This window comes from Mesorhizobium sp. M1428 (assembly GCF_040317515.1).
In the GTDB taxonomy this organism is placed as follows: Bacteria; Pseudomonadota; Alphaproteobacteria; order Rhizobiales; family Rhizobiaceae; genus Mesorhizobium.
Genome location: NZ_JAMYKT010000007.1, coordinates 20,439 through 36,928, shown reverse-complemented (window position 1 = coordinate 36,928; position 16,490 = coordinate 20,439). Strand labels below are relative to the sequence as shown.

At 63.7% G+C, this 16,490-nt stretch carries 16 protein-coding genes; 2 read left to right on the top strand and 14 right to left on the bottom strand.

Going from position 1 to position 16,490, the window contains the following annotated elements:
• Positions 1-18: 18 nt before the first annotated feature.
• The 8 genes from rimI to NKG60_RS12005 all read right to left on the bottom strand — a co-directional run bounded on the left by rimI (position 19) and on the right by NKG60_RS12005 (position 7,259).
• Positions 19-513, bottom strand: coding sequence for a ribosomal protein S18-alanine N-acetyltransferase (gene rimI, locus NKG60_RS12040; protein ID WP_352866161.1), 495 nt, complete (start codon positions 511-513; stop codon positions 19-21).
• Complete coding sequence (gene tsaB, locus NKG60_RS12035; protein WP_352866159.1) at positions 513-1,190, bottom strand: tRNA (adenosine(37)-N6)-threonylcarbamoyltransferase complex dimerization subunit type 1 TsaB; 678 nt, start codon at positions 1,188-1,190, stop codon at positions 513-515. Before tsaB ends, rimI begins: the two co-directional genes overlap by 1 nt.
• Positions 1,191-1,348: 158 nt before the next feature.
• Complete coding sequence (locus NKG60_RS12030) at positions 1,349-2,455, bottom strand: DUF1513 domain-containing protein (protein WP_352866157.1); 1,107 nt, start codon at positions 2,453-2,455, stop codon at positions 1,349-1,351.
• Between the two features lie 2 nt (positions 2,456-2,457).
• Positions 2,458-3,531, bottom strand: a complete 1,074-nt coding sequence (locus NKG60_RS12025) for an imelysin family protein (RefSeq protein ID WP_352866155.1) — start codon at positions 3,529-3,531, stop codon at positions 2,458-2,460.
• Positions 3,531-5,069 (bottom strand): di-heme oxidoreductase family protein, encoded by a 1,539-nt coding sequence (locus NKG60_RS12020; RefSeq protein WP_502912303.1) that lies wholly within the window; start codon positions 5,067-5,069, stop codon positions 3,531-3,533. The genes NKG60_RS12025 and NKG60_RS12020 overlap by 1 nt, the downstream gene beginning before the upstream one ends.
• A gap of 81 nt (positions 5,070-5,150) precedes the next feature.
• The gene (bfr, locus tag NKG60_RS12015; RefSeq protein ID WP_023676883.1) at positions 5,151-5,636 is read right to left on the bottom strand and encodes a bacterioferritin; all 486 of its coding nucleotides are present in this window, start codon (positions 5,634-5,636) and stop codon (positions 5,151-5,153) included.
• Complete coding sequence (locus tag NKG60_RS12010; RefSeq protein ID WP_023676882.1) at positions 5,602-5,913, bottom strand: (2Fe-2S)-binding protein; 312 nt, start codon at positions 5,911-5,913, stop codon at positions 5,602-5,604. Before NKG60_RS12010 ends, bfr begins: the two co-directional genes overlap by 35 nt.
• Positions 5,914-5,969: 56 nt before the next feature.
• On the bottom strand, positions 5,970-7,259 hold the full coding sequence (locus NKG60_RS12005; RefSeq protein WP_352866264.1) for an imelysin family protein: 1,290 nt from the start codon (positions 7,257-7,259) through the stop codon (positions 5,970-5,972).
• A 425-nt stretch (positions 7,260-7,684) separates the two neighbouring features.
• Between NKG60_RS12005 and NKG60_RS12000 the strand changes: the two genes are divergently transcribed.
• Both NKG60_RS12000 and NKG60_RS11995 read left to right on the top strand, forming a co-directional pair.
• A complete protein-coding gene (locus NKG60_RS12000) occupies positions 7,685-8,938 on the top strand; it encodes an NAD(P)/FAD-dependent oxidoreductase (protein ID WP_352866150.1) in 1,254 nt (417 codons plus the stop codon).
• Between the two features lie 115 nt (positions 8,939-9,053).
• Positions 9,054-9,656, top strand: a complete 603-nt coding sequence (locus NKG60_RS11995) for a sulfotransferase family protein (RefSeq protein ID WP_352866147.1) — start codon at positions 9,054-9,056, stop codon at positions 9,654-9,656.
• A 62-nt stretch (positions 9,657-9,718) separates the two neighbouring features.
• On the opposite strand, the gene NKG60_RS11990 is transcribed toward NKG60_RS11995, so the two are convergent.
• From NKG60_RS11990 to NKG60_RS11965, 6 genes are all read right to left on the bottom strand, one after another.
• The gene (locus NKG60_RS11990; RefSeq protein WP_352866144.1) at positions 9,719-10,996 is read right to left on the bottom strand and encodes a 4-aminobutyrate--2-oxoglutarate transaminase; all 1,278 of its coding nucleotides are present in this window, start codon (positions 10,994-10,996) and stop codon (positions 9,719-9,721) included.
• A 144-nt stretch (positions 10,997-11,140) separates the two neighbouring features.
• On the bottom strand, positions 11,141-11,890 hold the full coding sequence (locus NKG60_RS11985; RefSeq protein ID WP_352664305.1) for an ABC transporter ATP-binding protein: 750 nt from the start codon (positions 11,888-11,890) through the stop codon (positions 11,141-11,143).
• A complete protein-coding gene (locus NKG60_RS11980) occupies positions 11,887-12,720 on the bottom strand; it encodes an ABC transporter ATP-binding protein (RefSeq protein ID WP_352664307.1) in 834 nt (277 codons plus the stop codon). The genes NKG60_RS11985 and NKG60_RS11980 overlap by 4 nt, the downstream gene beginning before the upstream one ends.
• A gap of 10 nt (positions 12,721-12,730) precedes the next feature.
• On the bottom strand, positions 12,731-13,651 hold the full coding sequence (gene nikC, locus NKG60_RS11975; protein WP_352974951.1) for a nickel transporter permease: 921 nt from the start codon (positions 13,649-13,651) through the stop codon (positions 12,731-12,733).
• A gap of 13 nt (positions 13,652-13,664) precedes the next feature.
• A complete protein-coding gene (locus NKG60_RS11970) occupies positions 13,665-14,732 on the bottom strand; it encodes an ABC transporter permease (RefSeq protein WP_352866138.1) in 1,068 nt (355 codons plus the stop codon).
• 18 nt (positions 14,733-14,750) lie between these two features.
• Complete coding sequence (locus NKG60_RS11965) at positions 14,751-16,394, bottom strand: ABC transporter substrate-binding protein (RefSeq protein ID WP_352866135.1); 1,644 nt, start codon at positions 16,392-16,394, stop codon at positions 14,751-14,753.
• Positions 16,395-16,490: the final 96 nt, after the last annotated feature.

Below are 16,490 nucleotides of genomic sequence, written 5' to 3'. Positions count from 1 at the left end.
CACCACCCCGGCGTTTGGCTAGCGAAGATCGCGGCGCATGACAAGCGCGCCGGTCGGGCCGTGTTCCGGCGACTTGTAATAGTTGGCGCGCTTGCCGACCTCGCGGAAGCCGAGCCGCCGGTAGAGCGCAATCGCGGCGACATTGGTCTCGTCGACCTCGAGGAAAAGTGCCTCGGCGCGCTGTGCGTGCAGTTCACGCAGCACCGCATCCATCAATTGCCAGCCGAGCCCCTGGCGCCGATGCGAGCGTGCCACCGCGACCGTCAGTATCTCCCCCTCGCCGGCCGCCAGCCGCGCCAGCACGAAGCCGACCGGCGGCTTGGCGCCCTGTCCGGTCTCGCGCGCGGCATAGCCGAACACAGTGTCCTGCTCAAGCAGCGCGGCGAATTCGTCGGCGGTCCACGGCCGCGCGAAATCCTCGCGATGCAGCACCGACATTGCCGTGCTGTCGGCAATCGTCAGCGGCTCGATCGCATAGTCCCTGCGACGCGGCTGGAGGAAGGGAATGCGCATCAGTTTTTTTGCCTCGACAAAACAAAGCCGGCCTGCGGCTTGGCGTCCGCGCCGCGCAAATACAACGGCTTCGGCTTTTCACCATCGTCCTTAGCAGTCGCCAGCCGGGCATAGACGGCGATGTCGGCGGTGGCCCCTACCGGGCCGGTGTCAAAAGCGCGCCCGATCGAGGCGACAATTTGCGACGTCGCGGTGCCGGCGAGAACCGCAGATCTGTCGACCGCCATGGCGGCGGCTTGCGAGAGCGTGGTCACAGCCGGACCATAGACCAGAACCGACCTCTCATCGTAAAGTGCCGCGTGGATCTCCTCGCGGCCTGCATCGAGCGCGGCGAGCACGGCGCGACCGGGAAATGCCGCTCTCGCTTGCGTCGCCAGTGCCTCCAGAGTCGTCACGCCGATCGCCGGGATTTTCAGCGCCAGCGCAAGGCCGCGCGCCGCCGAGACGCCGACGCGCAGACCGGTGAAGGAGCCCGGACCCGTCGAAACGGCAATGGCGCCGAGGTCGGAATAGTCGGTTCTGCTGGTCCCCAACGCCTCTTCGATGACACCCATCAGATGCTCGGCATGACCCTTGCCGAGATCGAGCACCGAACGGCCGAGTTCTTTCCCGACCGCCGCGTCGTAGACGCAGGCGGCGCAGAGATTGGCGGCACAGTCGATGGCAAGCAATTTCATGAAGCGGCCGGTTGAGACAGTTTCGAAAACAGGTTCCCTCTGCCCGCCAGGGCTGATCCCCGCAAGGGAATAATGGATAAATCGTCGGGCGACTTGGCTTCGGCGCGGGTCCAAAATGTAAGTTTCGCCGCACGCAATCGCCACAATAGGTATCGGGACTAGCCGACCTGCTCGATACGCAGCACGTGATTGTCCCAGACATAGTCCGGCTCGGAATGGATCGAGCCACCGGCCTCGACGATCTCGCCGGCGCCGGTCGTGGCCATGAAGCTTTCCCCATCGGGTGCCACCCCGCAGACCTCGACCAACGCCTTGGTGGCGACGATGCGGCCGCTGGCCGCGTCGATCACGGCAAGCGAATTCCCCTCAGGCGAAGACACGGCGATGGTGCCGGCGGCAGGGTTGGCGGCGACCGAGCCAATATAGTTCCTGAAGCCGGAAAGCACGTCCTGCGACATGTCGAGCAGTTTCAAGTCCATGCCACGCGGCGCGCGGCCGACCAGCGGGGGACGATCGGTACCCGGCCCCCTGTACTGACAGCCGAACCAGACGGTGCCGGAGCGGTCGGCATCCATATGGCGGATCGACAGCTGGTGCAGCGCCGGCGGTAATTCGTGCTTTTCGGTGAAATCGCCTGTGAGACGGTCGACCAGCACATAGGACGGCCTCATCGTCGCAATGTTGAGCTCGGTGCGGCCGAAATCCGGATGTGTTTCGATGCCGCCATTGGCCACAGCAATCGTCCTGCCGTCGGAAAGCAGCAAAAGCTCGTGCGGACCTGTGCCGTAGGTCGGGAACTCGCCGATGCGCTTGAATTTCGCATGCGCGTCATAGACGCCGACGACGCCGGCGGCATTGTCGAAATCGTTCTCGGTTGCGTAGAGCAGCGTGCCGTCGGCCGAGAACACGCCATGGCCGAAGAAATGCCGGCCGGCAACGCTGGCAATTGTGTGCGGTTCATCGCGGCCGGTATGGTCGAAGACGACAGCAAAGGTGCCCGGCTGCCTGGCAAACACCACCGAACGTTTAGACACCGGATCGAAGGTGACGTCGTGGCCCCGATCGGGCAGATCGATCATGTGCAACAACTTGCCGGCCTCGGACAGGACGGCCGCGCCATAGCTGCCGTCGCGCTTGACGAAAGCGGTGGCGAAGACCGCGTCGGCGTCGAGTGTCTTTGCCCAGGCCGACGGCGCCATCGCCGTTATGAACCCGGCGCCTGCGGCCCTCAGGAAATCGCGCCGATCGATCAGCGGCGTCCTCATGGTCAGTCGCCATCCAGCGACGAGAACCCGGCGGTCAGGCCGAATTCGGCGGTCAGCCTGGTGCCGAGCAGGGTCGTCAGGCTGGATGTCACCAGCGAGAAATAGTCGAGCTTCCGGCGCAGCGCCGGATCGGCAAGTGCCTTGTCGATCGGTCCTCTGATCGCCTTGGCCGCCTCGATCCCGTTGGTGAGTTGGATGTGAACCGATTCCGCCATCCAGCGCGCATCGGGCGGCAGCGCGTCGCCAAGCTGCGAGGCCTGGAACAGCGCGTCCATGCCCCCCAGATTCCCGGTCAGCGAGCGGGCGGTGTTTTGCGAGCGCCAATAGATCGCCTGTTTCGGTTTATCGGCCTCCGGCTTGGCACCCAGGAAGCCTTTCAGGCGTACGTCGCGGACCATTTCCAGTTCGTTGATGAAGACGCCGACCAGTTCCGTCACCGCTTCAGTGCCGTTGTGGTAGAGCGCGTTCTGCGGACCCGGATTGGCCCAGAGCGCGGCGAAGCCGTCGGGCTTGGTCCAAGCATCGCCGACGTCGCCGGCGATTGCCTCGATATTGCCGGCAATGGCCGCGCCATAGGCGCAGCGATAGGCGTCGTCCCTGCCGGCCAATTGATCGGCGCCGTCACCGTAGAGGACGAATTCCAGTGCGCCGAGCCCTTGCATGGCGACGCTCTTTGTCGCCAGCTGGGCTGGATCGGCGGCTGTCGGATCCTTGCCGGCAAGTGCTGCCTGCACCTGCTTCAGGCCGATGCTCTTGCGGTCCGGCCAAAACAGCATGCGCTCAAGCCGGTTGTTTTCCGCGATCGGCCCCAAACGGATGATTTCCACCACCGACCAGGCATCCACGACACCCGAGAATTCGGCGCGCGCCGCATCGAGATTGTCTTGCGAGGGCGTCTTGCAAAGCGCGTGCATTGCCTCGGTCAAGCTGTCCGCATGGTCATACAGCCTGGCATAGGCCGGGCGGACGAAGCCGTCGATCGCCCGCTGTATCACATCCGAAGCCTTCACCGCCGCGGATGCCGGCAGCGCACCGGCGAGGACCAGCATCAGAGCGAGTGCAAGACGCTTCCGCATCAGAGCGACTCCAGAAACTTGATCAGCGCGGCGCGATCGGCCGCATCGGCAGCGGCAAAGCGGTCACGCGCCTTCTGGCCCTCGCCGCCATGCCACAGAATCGCCTCGGCCAGGCTGCGTGCGCGCCCGTCATGCAGGAAGAAGGTGCTGCCGCTGACGGTCTGGGTGAGTCCGATGCCCCACAGCGGCGGCGTGCGCCATTCACTTCCCGTGGCCTCGCCCACCGCCTGTCCGTCGGCAAGGCCGGGTCCCATGTCATGCAGCAGGAAATCCGAATAAGGCCAGATCAGCTGGAAGGCCTGCGCCCTGTTCGGGGTGCCGCGACGGGTGACGAATTTCGGCGTATGGCAGGAGATGCAGCCCATATCGTAGAACAGTTTTTTGCCGACGAGCACGTCCGGTCTGTCGAGATCGCGCCGGGCCGGCACGGCAAGGTTTTGCGAATAGAAGGTCACGAGGTCCATGACCGGCGGCGGCGCTTCGACCGGACCGAGACGCTCTTGCACACCGTTGGCTAGGGCAAGGCAGGTCTTTTCGGCGGCGGTGCAATCACCCCAGTGCTTCGGCACCTCTGGCGTCGAAATGCCGATATCGCCGGCAAAAGCATCCGCCGATTGCTGGCGGATCGATGCCGCCTGCGCCTTCCAGCCGAAACGGCCGAGCGTCAGTTCACCGCTGCTGCCGTCGCGTATTATATTGGGCCTGCCGGAAATCCCGTCACCATCGCGGTCGGCCGGGTCGGTGCGGGCAAGGATGTCGGCAGGAGCGATCTGCTCGACCAGGCCAAGGCCGATCATCGGCGGCGTCATGCGCGGCGACAGCGTGGTGTGTGGACCGAGCGGCCCGTAGGCGAGACCCTCGACCGAATAGCTCGGCTTGTGCAGCGACACCGTGCTGCCGTCCGCCAGTTTTACTTTTTGCTCCTGATAATCGACATGCATCCTGCCTTCGCCCTGCAGGCCGGCAACGGCCAATTCCTGCAATTGCGTGCCGTAGACCGGGTCGGGGAAGTTGAGCACCTTGTGATCGGCGAGCGCGGCTTTCTCCTCCTCGGTACTGGCTTCCCTTGCCAGACGCAGGAACATCGACGTGGTGCCGCTGTCGCCTTCCGGCGGATGGCCGCGGCCGTCCTTCAGATGACAGTTCTGGCAGGCGCGCTCGTTGAACAGCGGACCAAGCCCATCCGAGGCCTGTGTCGAGGATGGCGAGGATACCCAGTTCTTGCGGAAAATGGCATTGCCCAGCTTGAACGTGCCCTCTTCCTCGAAGCTGATGTTGGCAGAGGATTGCGAGAAGGCGTCCTTGTTGACGTCCTTCTTCGACGTGCCGGCGCCGCCCTGCATCAGCTCGAATTGCTCGGGCTTGGAGAAATCGCTGGTCGGCCTGGTAATGGCGATGACGCGCGCCAGATCCTTCGGCGTCAGATCCGTGCGGCTGGTGGCAAGCCCCGCCGGTTGCGGCGCCCCGGCCAGCGCCGAGGCTGTGAGCGTCGCCACCACGGCAAGAAAGGCGCCGCGAAAGATACCGTATCGCGGCATCTTCTGAGGCGGCAGGCCGCAATGCTCGGCCGGCCGCAAGCGGCGCATGAAATCTAGGGGGCGCCGCATTCCCGCATATCCTTATTCCGCCTCGTCGGCCGACGCCGCGTTGAGCTGGCCGTACTTTTCCTCGCCGATCGAGGCGAGCAGGTCGAGTTGCGTCTCGAGGAAGTCGATATGACCTTCCTCGTCAGCCAGCAATTCCTCGAACAGCTTCATCGTCACGTAGTCGCCTGCTTCGTTGCAAACTTCGCGCGAACGCTTGTAGGCGGTGCGCGCGTCATATTCGCCGGCAAGATCGGATTCGAGCACTTCCTTGACATTCTGCCCGATACGCAGCGGCGCCACGGACTGCAGGTTCGGATGGCCCTCGAGGAAGATGATGCGCGCCACGAGCCGGTCGGCATGGTGCATTTCCTCGATCGATTCAGCGCGTTCCTTCTTCGCCAGCTTGGCGTATCCCCAGTCTTCCAGCAGCCGGAAATGCACCCAGTATTGATTGACCGCCCCAAGTTCCAGAAACAGAGCCTCGTTAAGCCGCTCGATGATCTGCTGTTCGCCTTTCATGCGTTCTGCTCCCGTATTGGACGCGCAGGCCTCTGACGCGATCCAGGTGTGAAACGATGTCCACGCCACTCGCCGCCGAGCGGGCGTGGTAATTTTCGGTGACCCGAATGATCGTTTCGACCACATTTGGGAAGCAGCCGCAACAGCGACCGCGCTTGTGCATGGCATGATAGACCTTCGCCGGCACGATCAGCTGCCAGGGGTCCTCATCCAGCAGTCCGACGATCGTCTGCTCTATCTCCTTTTCGGTGATGATGTTGCAATGGCAGATCAGCATTTGTCGCTCTGGCTAACGGCGCTTCGTTGCGCCGCGTGGCTGGTGGTTTCGATAGTTTACTGGAACACCTTGTCCGGTGAATCGAGGCTGTCCGAGCCCTCGAAGGCGATGGCATTGAGCTTCAGGGTACCGACGGCGCGTTCGATCGACTTGGTCTGATCGACCAGTGCGTCGATCGCCGCCTGCACGGTGGCGTTGCCTTCCGCGTCGCCTTCTCCGATCTGCTGGTCGTAGGCCTCGCCGGCAAGCGCCCGCGCCTTGATGGCCTCCATCTTGGCGATGGTGACGTCCAGTTTGTCCGATAACTCCTTGTCAACCGCCGGGTCGGCCGCCTTGACCATGTCGGCCACCGACGGCCCCTCGACGACCGTGCCGTCAAGCCGCGTGTAGCTGCCGTGATAGGCGGCACGGATGCCGATCGCGTCATAAAGATGGGAGTTGTAGGTGTTGTCGGAGAAGCAATCGTGCTCCTCTTCCGGATCGTGCAGCAAGAGGCCGAGCTTCATCCGCTCGCCAGCGAGCTCGCCATAGGACAGCGAGCCCATACCGGTGAAGATGGTCGAAATGGCGGCGTTCGGCTCGCCATCGACAAGGTTCTTGCGGGCGGCGCCGCCTTCCTTCCAGTCGTCGACCATGTCCTTGAGATCGGAAACCAGAAGGTCGCTCGCCGATTTTAGGTACTGTCCGCGACGGTCGCAATTGCCGCCGGTGCAATTGGTGAGGTCGTAATCGGTGTAGGGCCGCTCGCCAGCCCCCGGACCGGTGCCGTGCAGGTCTTGCCCCCAAAGCAGGAATTCGATGGCGTGATAGCCGGTCGCCACATTTGCCTCGATACCGCCGGCTTCCTGCAGGGTGCCGGAGAGGAACTCCGGCGTCAGATTGGTGGCATCGACCTTCTTGCCGTTGATCTCGATCGACTTGTTGGCGATCACATTGGCGGTGTAGAGCGCGTTGGCGTCCGACTCGGTGCCGTAGCTCTTGGCGACATAGTCGGTCAAGCCTTCGTCGAGCGGCCAGGAGTTCACCTTGCCTTCCCAGTCGTCGACGATGGCATTACCGAAGCGATAGACCTCGGTCTGCTGATAGGGAACGCGCGATGCCTTCCACGCCTCGCGGGCGGCGTTCAGCGTTTCGGCCGATGGCTTGGCGAGCAGTGCATCGACAGCCTTGTCGAGCGCCTCGGCCGTGATCAGCGAATCCTCGTATTTGGCGAGCGCGATGTCGGAATAAGTCTTGATGACCGCCTTGGCATCGGTTTGCGCCTTGGCCGGCAGCACGAACACCGCCGCCGTCAGCATCGCGGTGGCGCCGATCGCCGCAAGCCTGCCGCCATACCGCGCGGTCATCATCGTTCTCATGATTGTCTCTCCTTGGGAATCAATGAAATGCCGGTGCCGCGGCGGGCAGCTGCCAGCGGGCAAAGAAGGGTCGCGCCATCGCGCGGTTCGCGGAAGAAAGACACCGAAATGCCTCCAATCGAAAGGGTTCAAGGCCCAGACATCAAAGGGATGCGCTGACGCGCGAGCTTCCATAAAACGGCGAAGACACCGGATGTCAACTGGGGGCGTAGAAAAAATTCAATTGAAACAACAGTTTAGAATTATTCTAAACTAGAACTGTCAACTTTAACGCCGATGTATAGGGTATGCCGGCGCATGACTCGGTTGACAGGCGGCCGTTCCGGGTGCGACCCGGATCGGCGCTCTTGCGAGGCGCCGGACAATCGCCACCTGGCGGGACGTCCTAGATTTGGATGAGGAATCGGGCTGTTATGAAGAACGGGGTCGTCATTGTCGGTGCGGGTCATGCGGGCGTGCAAGCGGCCGCCAGCCTGCGCGAAGAAGGCTATGACGGCCCGGTGATCCTGATCGGCGACGAAAACGAATTGCCCTACCACAAGCCGCCGCTGTCGAAGACCTTCATCAAGGATCAGCAAGCAAAGCCGCAGCCGTTGCGTGGCGAAGCTTTTTATACCGGCAGCACCATCGACTTCCGGCCAGGCATCCGGATCGAGCGCATCGACGCAGGCGGCCACAGGCTGGAGATATCAGGCGGTGGCGTGCTGCCGTTCGACCGGCTGATCCTCGCCACCGGCGCCCGGCCGCGCCTGCTGCCGCTGCCGGGTTCGGAGCTTTCCGGCGTTGTGTCGCTGCGCTCGCTCGGCGATGCCCGCCTGATCCGCGAATTGAGCGCGCAAAGCGAGGAGGTCGTCATCCTCGGCGGCGGCTTCATCGGCCTGGAGATTGCCGCGACGCTCACCGCGGCCGGCCGCAAGGTTGCGGTGGTCGAAGCGGTCGACCGGCTGCTCGGCCGCGCCGTGGCGCCGGTCATCGCCGGCCATGTGCGCCAGCGGCTGGAAGCCACCGGTGTGCGCATCCTTACCGGCACCACCATCGAACGGCTGGAGGGTGAGAACGGCCGTATTTCGGCTGCTATCACCTCATCCGGCGAAAGATTGCCGGCGCAGATGGTCGTCATCGGCATCGGCGTCGTGCCGAATGTCGAATTGGCCGAAGCCGCCGGCATTGCCATCGCCAACGGCATCCGCGTCGACCAGCAGATGCGCACGTCGGTGCCGGAAATCCTCGCCATCGGCGACGCCGCCTCCTACCGGCACTGGTTCACCGGCGGCGATGTGCGGCTGGAATCGGTACAGAACGCCACTGACCAGGCGCGGCTTGCCGCGCGCACCGTCGTCGGCCACGCCGACAATTACTCGGCGGTGCCGTGGTTCTGGTCCGATATCGGCGACATGAAGCTGCAGATGGTCGGCCTGATTGCGGGCGGCGACAGCCATGTCGTGCTGGGCGACGTGGCCGAGAACAAATTCTCGATCTACCACTACGCCGGAAGCCGGCTGCTCGGCATCGAATCGGTCAATCGGCCAGGCGACCATATGCTTGGCCGCAAGATGCTCGGCGCCGGCTTTTCGCCGTCGCCGCAGATTGTCGCGACCGGGCCCGAGGGGCTGAAGGCGGCGCTCGCCGCCTTCCAGCAGGCAGAGCCTGCCCGCGCTGCGGGATAAGATCAAACCCAATCACCCTGAATGACCGAGTTCGACCGGGAGCTGACCTTCAAAACGTATAGCGAAGTAAAGGAAACAGCGGTATTTTGACCAATTGAAATCGTCGGGGGTGCTCATGGCTCTATTTGTCATTGGCGCAGGCATGGGTCGCACTGGCACATATTCGCTGAAGCTCGCGTTGGAGCATCTTGGGTTCGGGCCGTGTCATCACATGGCAGATGTCCACGCCAATCCCGAGCAGAAGGCGCTGTGGCGCGCCGCCGGCCAGGGACAACTCCCGACCTGGGATGCGGCATATGCCGGCTATCTTTCCGCGGTCGATTGGCCAACGGCGCATTTTTGGCGCGAAGTGAGTGACCACTACCCTGATGCAAAGGTTATCCTGACAGTTCGTGAACCGGAAGCCTGGTATGACAGCATGGTGCAAACAATAGGGCTCACGATGGATGCTGCTACCAATGATCCACAGTCCTTTGGTGTGGCGGTGGTTGGAAACACTGTCTTTGGCGGTCGATTTGATAACCGTGATCACGCAATCGCTGTCTATGAAGCACATAACGCTTCCGTGAAATCAACGCTGCCACCTGAACGCCTTCTTACTTATCAGGCCTCCGAAGGGTGGGAGCCGCTTTGTGCCTTTCTCGGTGTACAGTTGCCTTCCGAACCGTTTCCACGCACCAATTCGACTACCGAATTTCGTGCTCGCATAGGGCGTTGAACGGCGGCTTGCCGCCTATCTCGGCCCTCGCCGCAGTTGAATCTAGGCGATATCCTCGCCGCTCAGGCGGAGCGGGCCTCGCGGATCGAACTTTCCAGGATGTCGAGCGCTTCGTTCATGACGCCATCCTGGATGGTGATCGGCGCGAGGAAGCGGATGACGTTGCCGTAGACGCCGCAGGTCAGCAGGATCAGGCCCTTGTCGAGCGCCTTCACCCGGACCGCATTGGCGAGTTCCGGCGACGGCAGGCCCTTCTTCACGTCGTTGAACTCGACCGCGTTCATGAAGCCGGGGCCTCTGATATCGACGATCTCCGGCGTCTCGTCGCGGATCGATTGCAGACGCTGCTTCAGACGGTTGCCCAGCGTGTTGGCACGGTCGCAGAGCTTCTCCTCGTCGATGACGTCGAGCACCGCATGCGCCGCGGCAACGCCGATCGGGCTGCCACCATAGGTGCCGCCGAGCCCGCCGGGGTTCGGCGCATCGATGATCTCGGCACGCCCGGTGACCGCCGCCAGCGGGAAGCCGCCGGCCAGGCTCTTGGCCATGGTGGTGATGTCGGCTGCCACCTCGTGGTGGTCCATGGCGAACATCTTGCCGGTGCGGGCAAAGCCGGTCTGCACTTCGTCGGCGACCAACAGCATGCCGTGCTGGTCGCAGATCTTGCGCAATGCGGTCATGAAATCGCGCGGCGCCTCGTAGAAGCCGCCCTCGCCCTGCACCGGCTCGACGATGATCGCGGCGACGCGGGCCGGATCGACATCGGCCTTGAACAGCCGGTCGAGCGCCGCCAGCGAATCGGCGACCGACACGCCGTGCAGCGCCACCGGGAACGGCGCATGGAAGACATCCGCCGGCATGGCGCCGAAGCCGACCTTGTAGGGCACGACCTTGCCGGTCAGCGCCATGCCCATGAAGGTGCGGCCGTGAAAGCCGCCGGAAAAAGCGATGACCGCCGGCCTGCCGGTGGCGTTGCGGGCAATCTTGATGGCATTCTCCACCGCCTCGGCGCCGGTGGTGACGAAGATCGTCTTCTTGTCGAACTTGCCGGGCAGCATGCCGTTGAGCCGTTCGGCCAGCCTGACATAGCTCTCATAGGGCACGACCTGGTAGCAGGTGTGGGTGAAGCGGTCGAGCTGCGCCTTGACCGCTTCGATCACCTTCGGATGACGGTGGCCGGTGTTGACGACAGCGATGCCGGACGAGAAATCGATATAGCGCCGGCCTTCGACGTCCCAGATCTCCGAGTTTTCGGCGCGATCGGCATAGATCTGCGTGGTCATGCCGACGCCGCGCGAAATCGACTGGCTCTTGCGTTCGGAAATGGCTGAATTTGTCATCGTATCCCTCACCGGGCCAGCGCCCGCTCTCGTTTGATGGCTGTTGAGACTCTTCTGGGCTTATTTCAGGTTTTCCTCAAGTTGGCAGCATCGCCGGGCGATTGGGCCTGCCGATGCCGGTGTCGGCAGCCGAACGCCCGCCGCTCATGCCGTCCTGACAAACCCTTCGCTCGCCCGAAGCAGATTGCGCGTGTAGTCCTCGGTGACGCGGCGCTCGACGAGATCGCCGGCGGTGAGGTGCTCGACCGCTTCGCCGTTCTGCATCACCATCAGCCGCTCGCACATGTGGGTGATGATGGCGAGGTCGTGGCTGACCATCAGGAAGGTCAGCTTGCGGCGGCGCCGGATCTCCTCCAGCAGGTTCAGCACCTCGGCCTGCACCGAAGCGTCGAGCGCCGAGGTCGGCTCGTCGAGCAGCAGGATCGATGGTTCCAGGATCAGGGCGCGCGCGATCGCCACGCGCTGGCGCTGGCCGCCGGACAATTGATGCGAATAGCGAAAACGGAAACCGGTGCCCAGGCCGACCTCGTCCAGCGCCCGCTGGATGCGCTTTTCGCCGTCGGCGAAGCCGTGGATGGCGAGTGGCTCCTGCAGCAGGCGGTCGACGGTCTGGCGCGGGTGCAGCGAGCCGTACGGGTCCTGGAACACCATCTGTACCTCGCGATAAAACGCCTTGTCGCGGCGCGCGCCGAGCGTTTTGCCGTTGACGGTAATGGTGCCCGATGCGGCAGGCGCCAGGCCGGCGATTGCCCTGAGCAACGTCGACTTGCCGGAGCCGGACTCGCCGACGAGGCCGAACGATTCACCGGATTGCACCTCGAGGCTGACGCCTTTCAGCGCGCGGAAGCGGTCGAACATCACCTCCAGCCTGTCGACGGAAAGGGCTGCCGTCATGCCGCCCACTCCGGCTTGCGGTCGAGCACCGGCAGCGGGTGGCGGTCGGCGCCGATCTTCGGCATGCAGTTGAGCAGGCCGCGCGTATAGGGATGCTGGGCGCGGCCGAGCTCCGAGGCCTTGAGCTGTTCGACCACCTTACCGGCATACATGACGATGACACGATCGCAGAAGGACGAGACCAGGCGCAGATCGTGCGAGATGAAGATCAACCCCATGCCGCGCTCGCTGACCAGCCGGTCGAGGATGCCGAGCACGTCAAGCTGCACGGTGACGTCGAGCGCCGAGGTCGGCTCGTCGGCGATCATCATCTCCGGCCCGGCGATCAGCATCATGGCGATCATGGCGCGCTGGCCCATGCCGCCGGAAACCTCGTGCGGATGCAGGTCGAAGACACGGGCCGGATCGCGGATCTGCACAGCCTCCAGCATGGCCAGCGCGCGGTCGCGGGCTTCGGCCCTGGAGACCTTCTCATGCGTGCGCAGTGTCTCGACGATCTGGCGGCCGATGCTCATCACCGGGTCGAGCGAATATTTCGGATCCTGCAGGATCATGGCGATACGCTTGCCGCGCAGCGCCCGGCGCTCGCGCGGCGAGGCCGCCAGCAGGTCGATGCCGTCGAAAGCAAGCGTCTTCGCGGTCACCTCGGCCTGCGGCGGGGTGACGCCCATGATGGCGCGGCCGGTCTGCGACTTGCCCGAACCGCTCTCGCCGACGATGCCGAGCCGCTCGCGGCCGAGCGAAAAGGAGACGCCGCGCACTGCCTCGATCAGGCCGGTGCGCGTCGGGAAGGTGACGCGCAGGTCGTCGACTTCGAGAAGCGTGCTCATTGGTCACCGCTCATTGGTCGCCGCTTCGGGGGTCGAGCGCGTCGCGCAGGCCGTCGCCGAGCAGGTTGAAGCCGAGGCTGACGATGAGGATGGCAAAGCCCGGCGCGCCCGCCACCCACCACTGGTCGAGCACGAAGCGGCGGCCCGATGCGATCATCGCACCCCATTCCGGCAGCGGCGGCTGCGCGCCGAGGCCGAGGAAGCCGAGACCGGCGGCGGTCAGGATGATGCCGGCCATGTCGAGCGTCACCCTGATGATCAGCGAGGAGATGCAGAGCGGCATGATGTGGCGAAGCACGATGCGGAACGGCGAGGCGCCCATCAGCTGCACCGCCTTGATATAATCGGAATTGCGCACGGTCAGCGTTTCGGCGCGCGCGATGCGGGCATAGGGCGGCCACGAGGTGATGGCGATGGCAAGCACGGCGTTTTCGATGCCGGGGCCGAGCGCGGCAACAAAGGCCAGCGCCAGGATCAGCTTCGGAAAGGCGAGAAAGATGTCGGTGATGCGCATCAGGATCGCATCGGTCCAGCCGCCGGAGTAACCGGCGACGGTGCCGACCAGCAAGCCGATGGGCGCGGCGATGATGGCAACCAGAACGACGACGTAGAGTGTCCAGCGCGAGCCGAAGATGATGCGCGAATAGATATCGCGGCCGAGATCGTCGGTGCCAAACCAGTGCGCCGTACTTGGCGCTAGCAGCCGCGAGCCCTTGAGGTCGCCGAATGTCGGCGAATAGGGCGCCAGTACGTCGGCGAAGGCTGCGACCAACAACAAGGCGATGATGGTGAGCAGGCCGAGAAACGCCAGCCGGTTGGCGGAGAAGCGCCGCCAGGCGACATAGGCGCGGCCGAGCCTTGCCTGCACGCGCGACGCCGGCCGCTCGCTGAGCAGCCAGTCGCGGCGGGTTTGAATCGCTTCTGCGCTCATCCTGCCTTGGTCCTCATGCTGCCTTGGTCCTTGGGTCGAGCACCCGGTAGAGCAGGTCGGACAAAAGATTGATGCCGATGAAGACCGAGCCGATGATGATCGTGCCGCCAAGCACGGCGTTCATGTCGGCGTTCTGCAGCGAGTTGGTGATGTAGAGGCCGATGCCCGGCCACGAAAACACCGTCTCGGTCAGCACCGAGCCTTCCAGCAGCCCGGCATAGGACAGAGCGATCACCGTAACCATCGGCACCGCGGCGTTGCGCAACGCGTGACCCCAGATGATGCGCGTTTCCGACAGGCCCTTGGCGCGCGCCGCGACGATGTATTCCTGGGTGAGTTCGTTCAGCATGAAGGAGCGCGTCATGCGGCTGATATAGGCGAGCGAGAAATAGCCGAGCAGCGAGGCCGGCAGGATGATGTGGCGGAAGGCATCGGCAAATACGTCCCACTGCCGCTGCCAGAGTGCATCCAGCAGGTAAAAGCCGGTAACCGGCGTGAACGTGTATTCGTAGACGACGTCGAGGCGGCCGGGAAAGGCTACCCATTGCAGTTTGGCGTAGAACAGCACCAGCGCCAGCAGTCCCAGCCAGAAGATCGGCACGGAATAGCCGACAAGGCCGATGATGCGCACGACCTGGTCGATGATGCTGCCGCGCCGCACCGCAGCCAGCACGCCGAGCGGCACGCCGATCACCGAACCGATCAGTGTCCCCAGCGTCGCCAGTTCGAGCGTCGCGGGAAAGGCGCGGCGAATATCGGTCATCACCGGATTGGTGGTCAGCACCGAGGTGCCGAAATCACCGTTCAGGGCATGTTTGACATAGATGTAGAACTGCTCGACCAGCGGCAGGTCGAGGCCCATCTCGCGGCGCGTGCGTTCGACGACATTGGCCGGCGCCCGGTCGCCGAGCACCGCCAGCACCGGGTCGATCGGGATCACGCGGCCGATGAAGAAGGTCACCGCGAGCAGACCGAGATAGGTCGTTATCGCGATGACCAGGAACCGGGCGATCGATGAGGCCACGGCAACGGCGCGGGCGCCGCCGCGCCCTGCTGTCACTTCGCTTTCAGCCACACTCATACGGCGCGTCCGCCGGCGTCACTCCTTCGAGACGGGCCCGACGAAGTTGGTGTCGAAGCTCGGGCCGAGCGCAAAGCCCTTGAGGTTCTTGCGCAGGCCGGCCACTTCCAGCTGCTGGTGGATGATGACAAAGGGGCTAGTGTCGAGGATCTTCTTCTCGAGATCCTGGTACATTGCGGCGCGCTTGGCCGCGTCCTTCTCGAGCAGAGCCGCTTCGGTCTGCTTGGTCAGGTCCGGGATGTCCCAGGCGTTGCGCCAGGCCAGCGTCTTGGTCTTGCCTTCATCCGAATTGTCGGGGTTGCTAGCAAAGGTCTGGGCGTTGGAGTTCGGGTCGAAATAGTCCTGGCCCCACTGGCCGATATAGATGTCGTGGTTGCGGGCGCGGTATTTGGTCAGCGTCTGCTTGCCGTCGCCGGGGATGATCTCCAGCTTGATGCCGGCCTGTCCCAGCGTCTGCTGGATGGATTCCGCCATGCCCGTCGTCGGCTGCCCGGTGCGCACGTCCATGGTAACGCTGAAGCCGTCGGCGAGGCCGGCCTTGGCAAGCAGTTCCTTGGCCTTGGCCACGTCGAGCTTGAACGGGTTTTCGTCCAGTTCGCCGAGCACGCCCTTGGGCAGGAAGGTCTGATGGATCTCGCCGATGCCCTTGAGGATGGTCGAGCTCAAGGCATCGTAGTCGACCAGATATTTGAAGGCCTGGCGAACCTCGGGCTTGGCGAGGTTCGCGTTCTTCTGGTTGAGGCTGATGTAAAAGACCGTGCCCTTCGGCGCTGAGGTGGTGGTGAGGTCGGCGTTCTTGGCAATCGCGTCGAGATCGTTCGGTTCGAGATTGCGGGCAACGTCGATGTCGCCGGCTTCCAGCGCCAGACGCTGGCCGGAGCTTTCCTTCATGTTGCGATAGATGACCCGCGCAAGCTTTGCCTTTTCACCGTTGTAATTGTCGTTGCGCTCGAGGACGACGGCCTCGTTGGCGCGCCATTCGCGCAGCTTGAAGGCGCCGGAGCCGGCATAGCCGGTCTTCAGCCAGGCATTGCCGAAATCATTGTCCCATTTGTAGTCGGCGCTCGGCGTGACCGCGGCGACATGCTCCTTGACCAGCTTGGCGTCGACGACCGAGGCGACCGTCGCCGACAGGCAGTTCAGCACGAAGCTCGGCGCATAGGCCTTGTCGACGGTGAACTGGAACGTCGTATCATCAACAGCCTTGGCCTTCTCGGTGACGTTGCCGCCATCGATGCCGAACTGGCCGATAATAAAGGCCGGGCTCTTGTCGAGCTTGATGGCGCGCTCGAACGAATAGGCGACGTCCGCCGCCGTGATCGGATTGCCGGAAGCGAATTTGAGGCCGGGCTTGAGCTTGAATGTGTAGGTCAGGCCATCGTCGGAGACGCTCCAGCTTTCCGCGAGATCGCCCTTGACCTTGGAGGTGTCGCTGAGGTCGAGGCGCACCAGAAGATCATAGGTGTTGCCGGTGATTTCGGCGGTCGACAATTCGAATGCCTCGCCCGGATCCATGGAGATGATGTCGTCGATGGCGAAACCCTCGACCAGCGTGTCGGCGGGCGTGACCGCGAAGGCAGGCGCACCGGCCAGAAGCAGCGCGGACATGGCCGCGCCCGCGAGCAAGAAGCGGGAGCGTAGAGCAAACTTTTCCATCATCATTTTAACTGTTCCCTGTTTTTGTTGACCTGAGTTCCCGGCTCAGGGTTGTGGCATTTCTTGCCGCGTCGAACGGTGATCCCCGGACCGTCGTCTTGG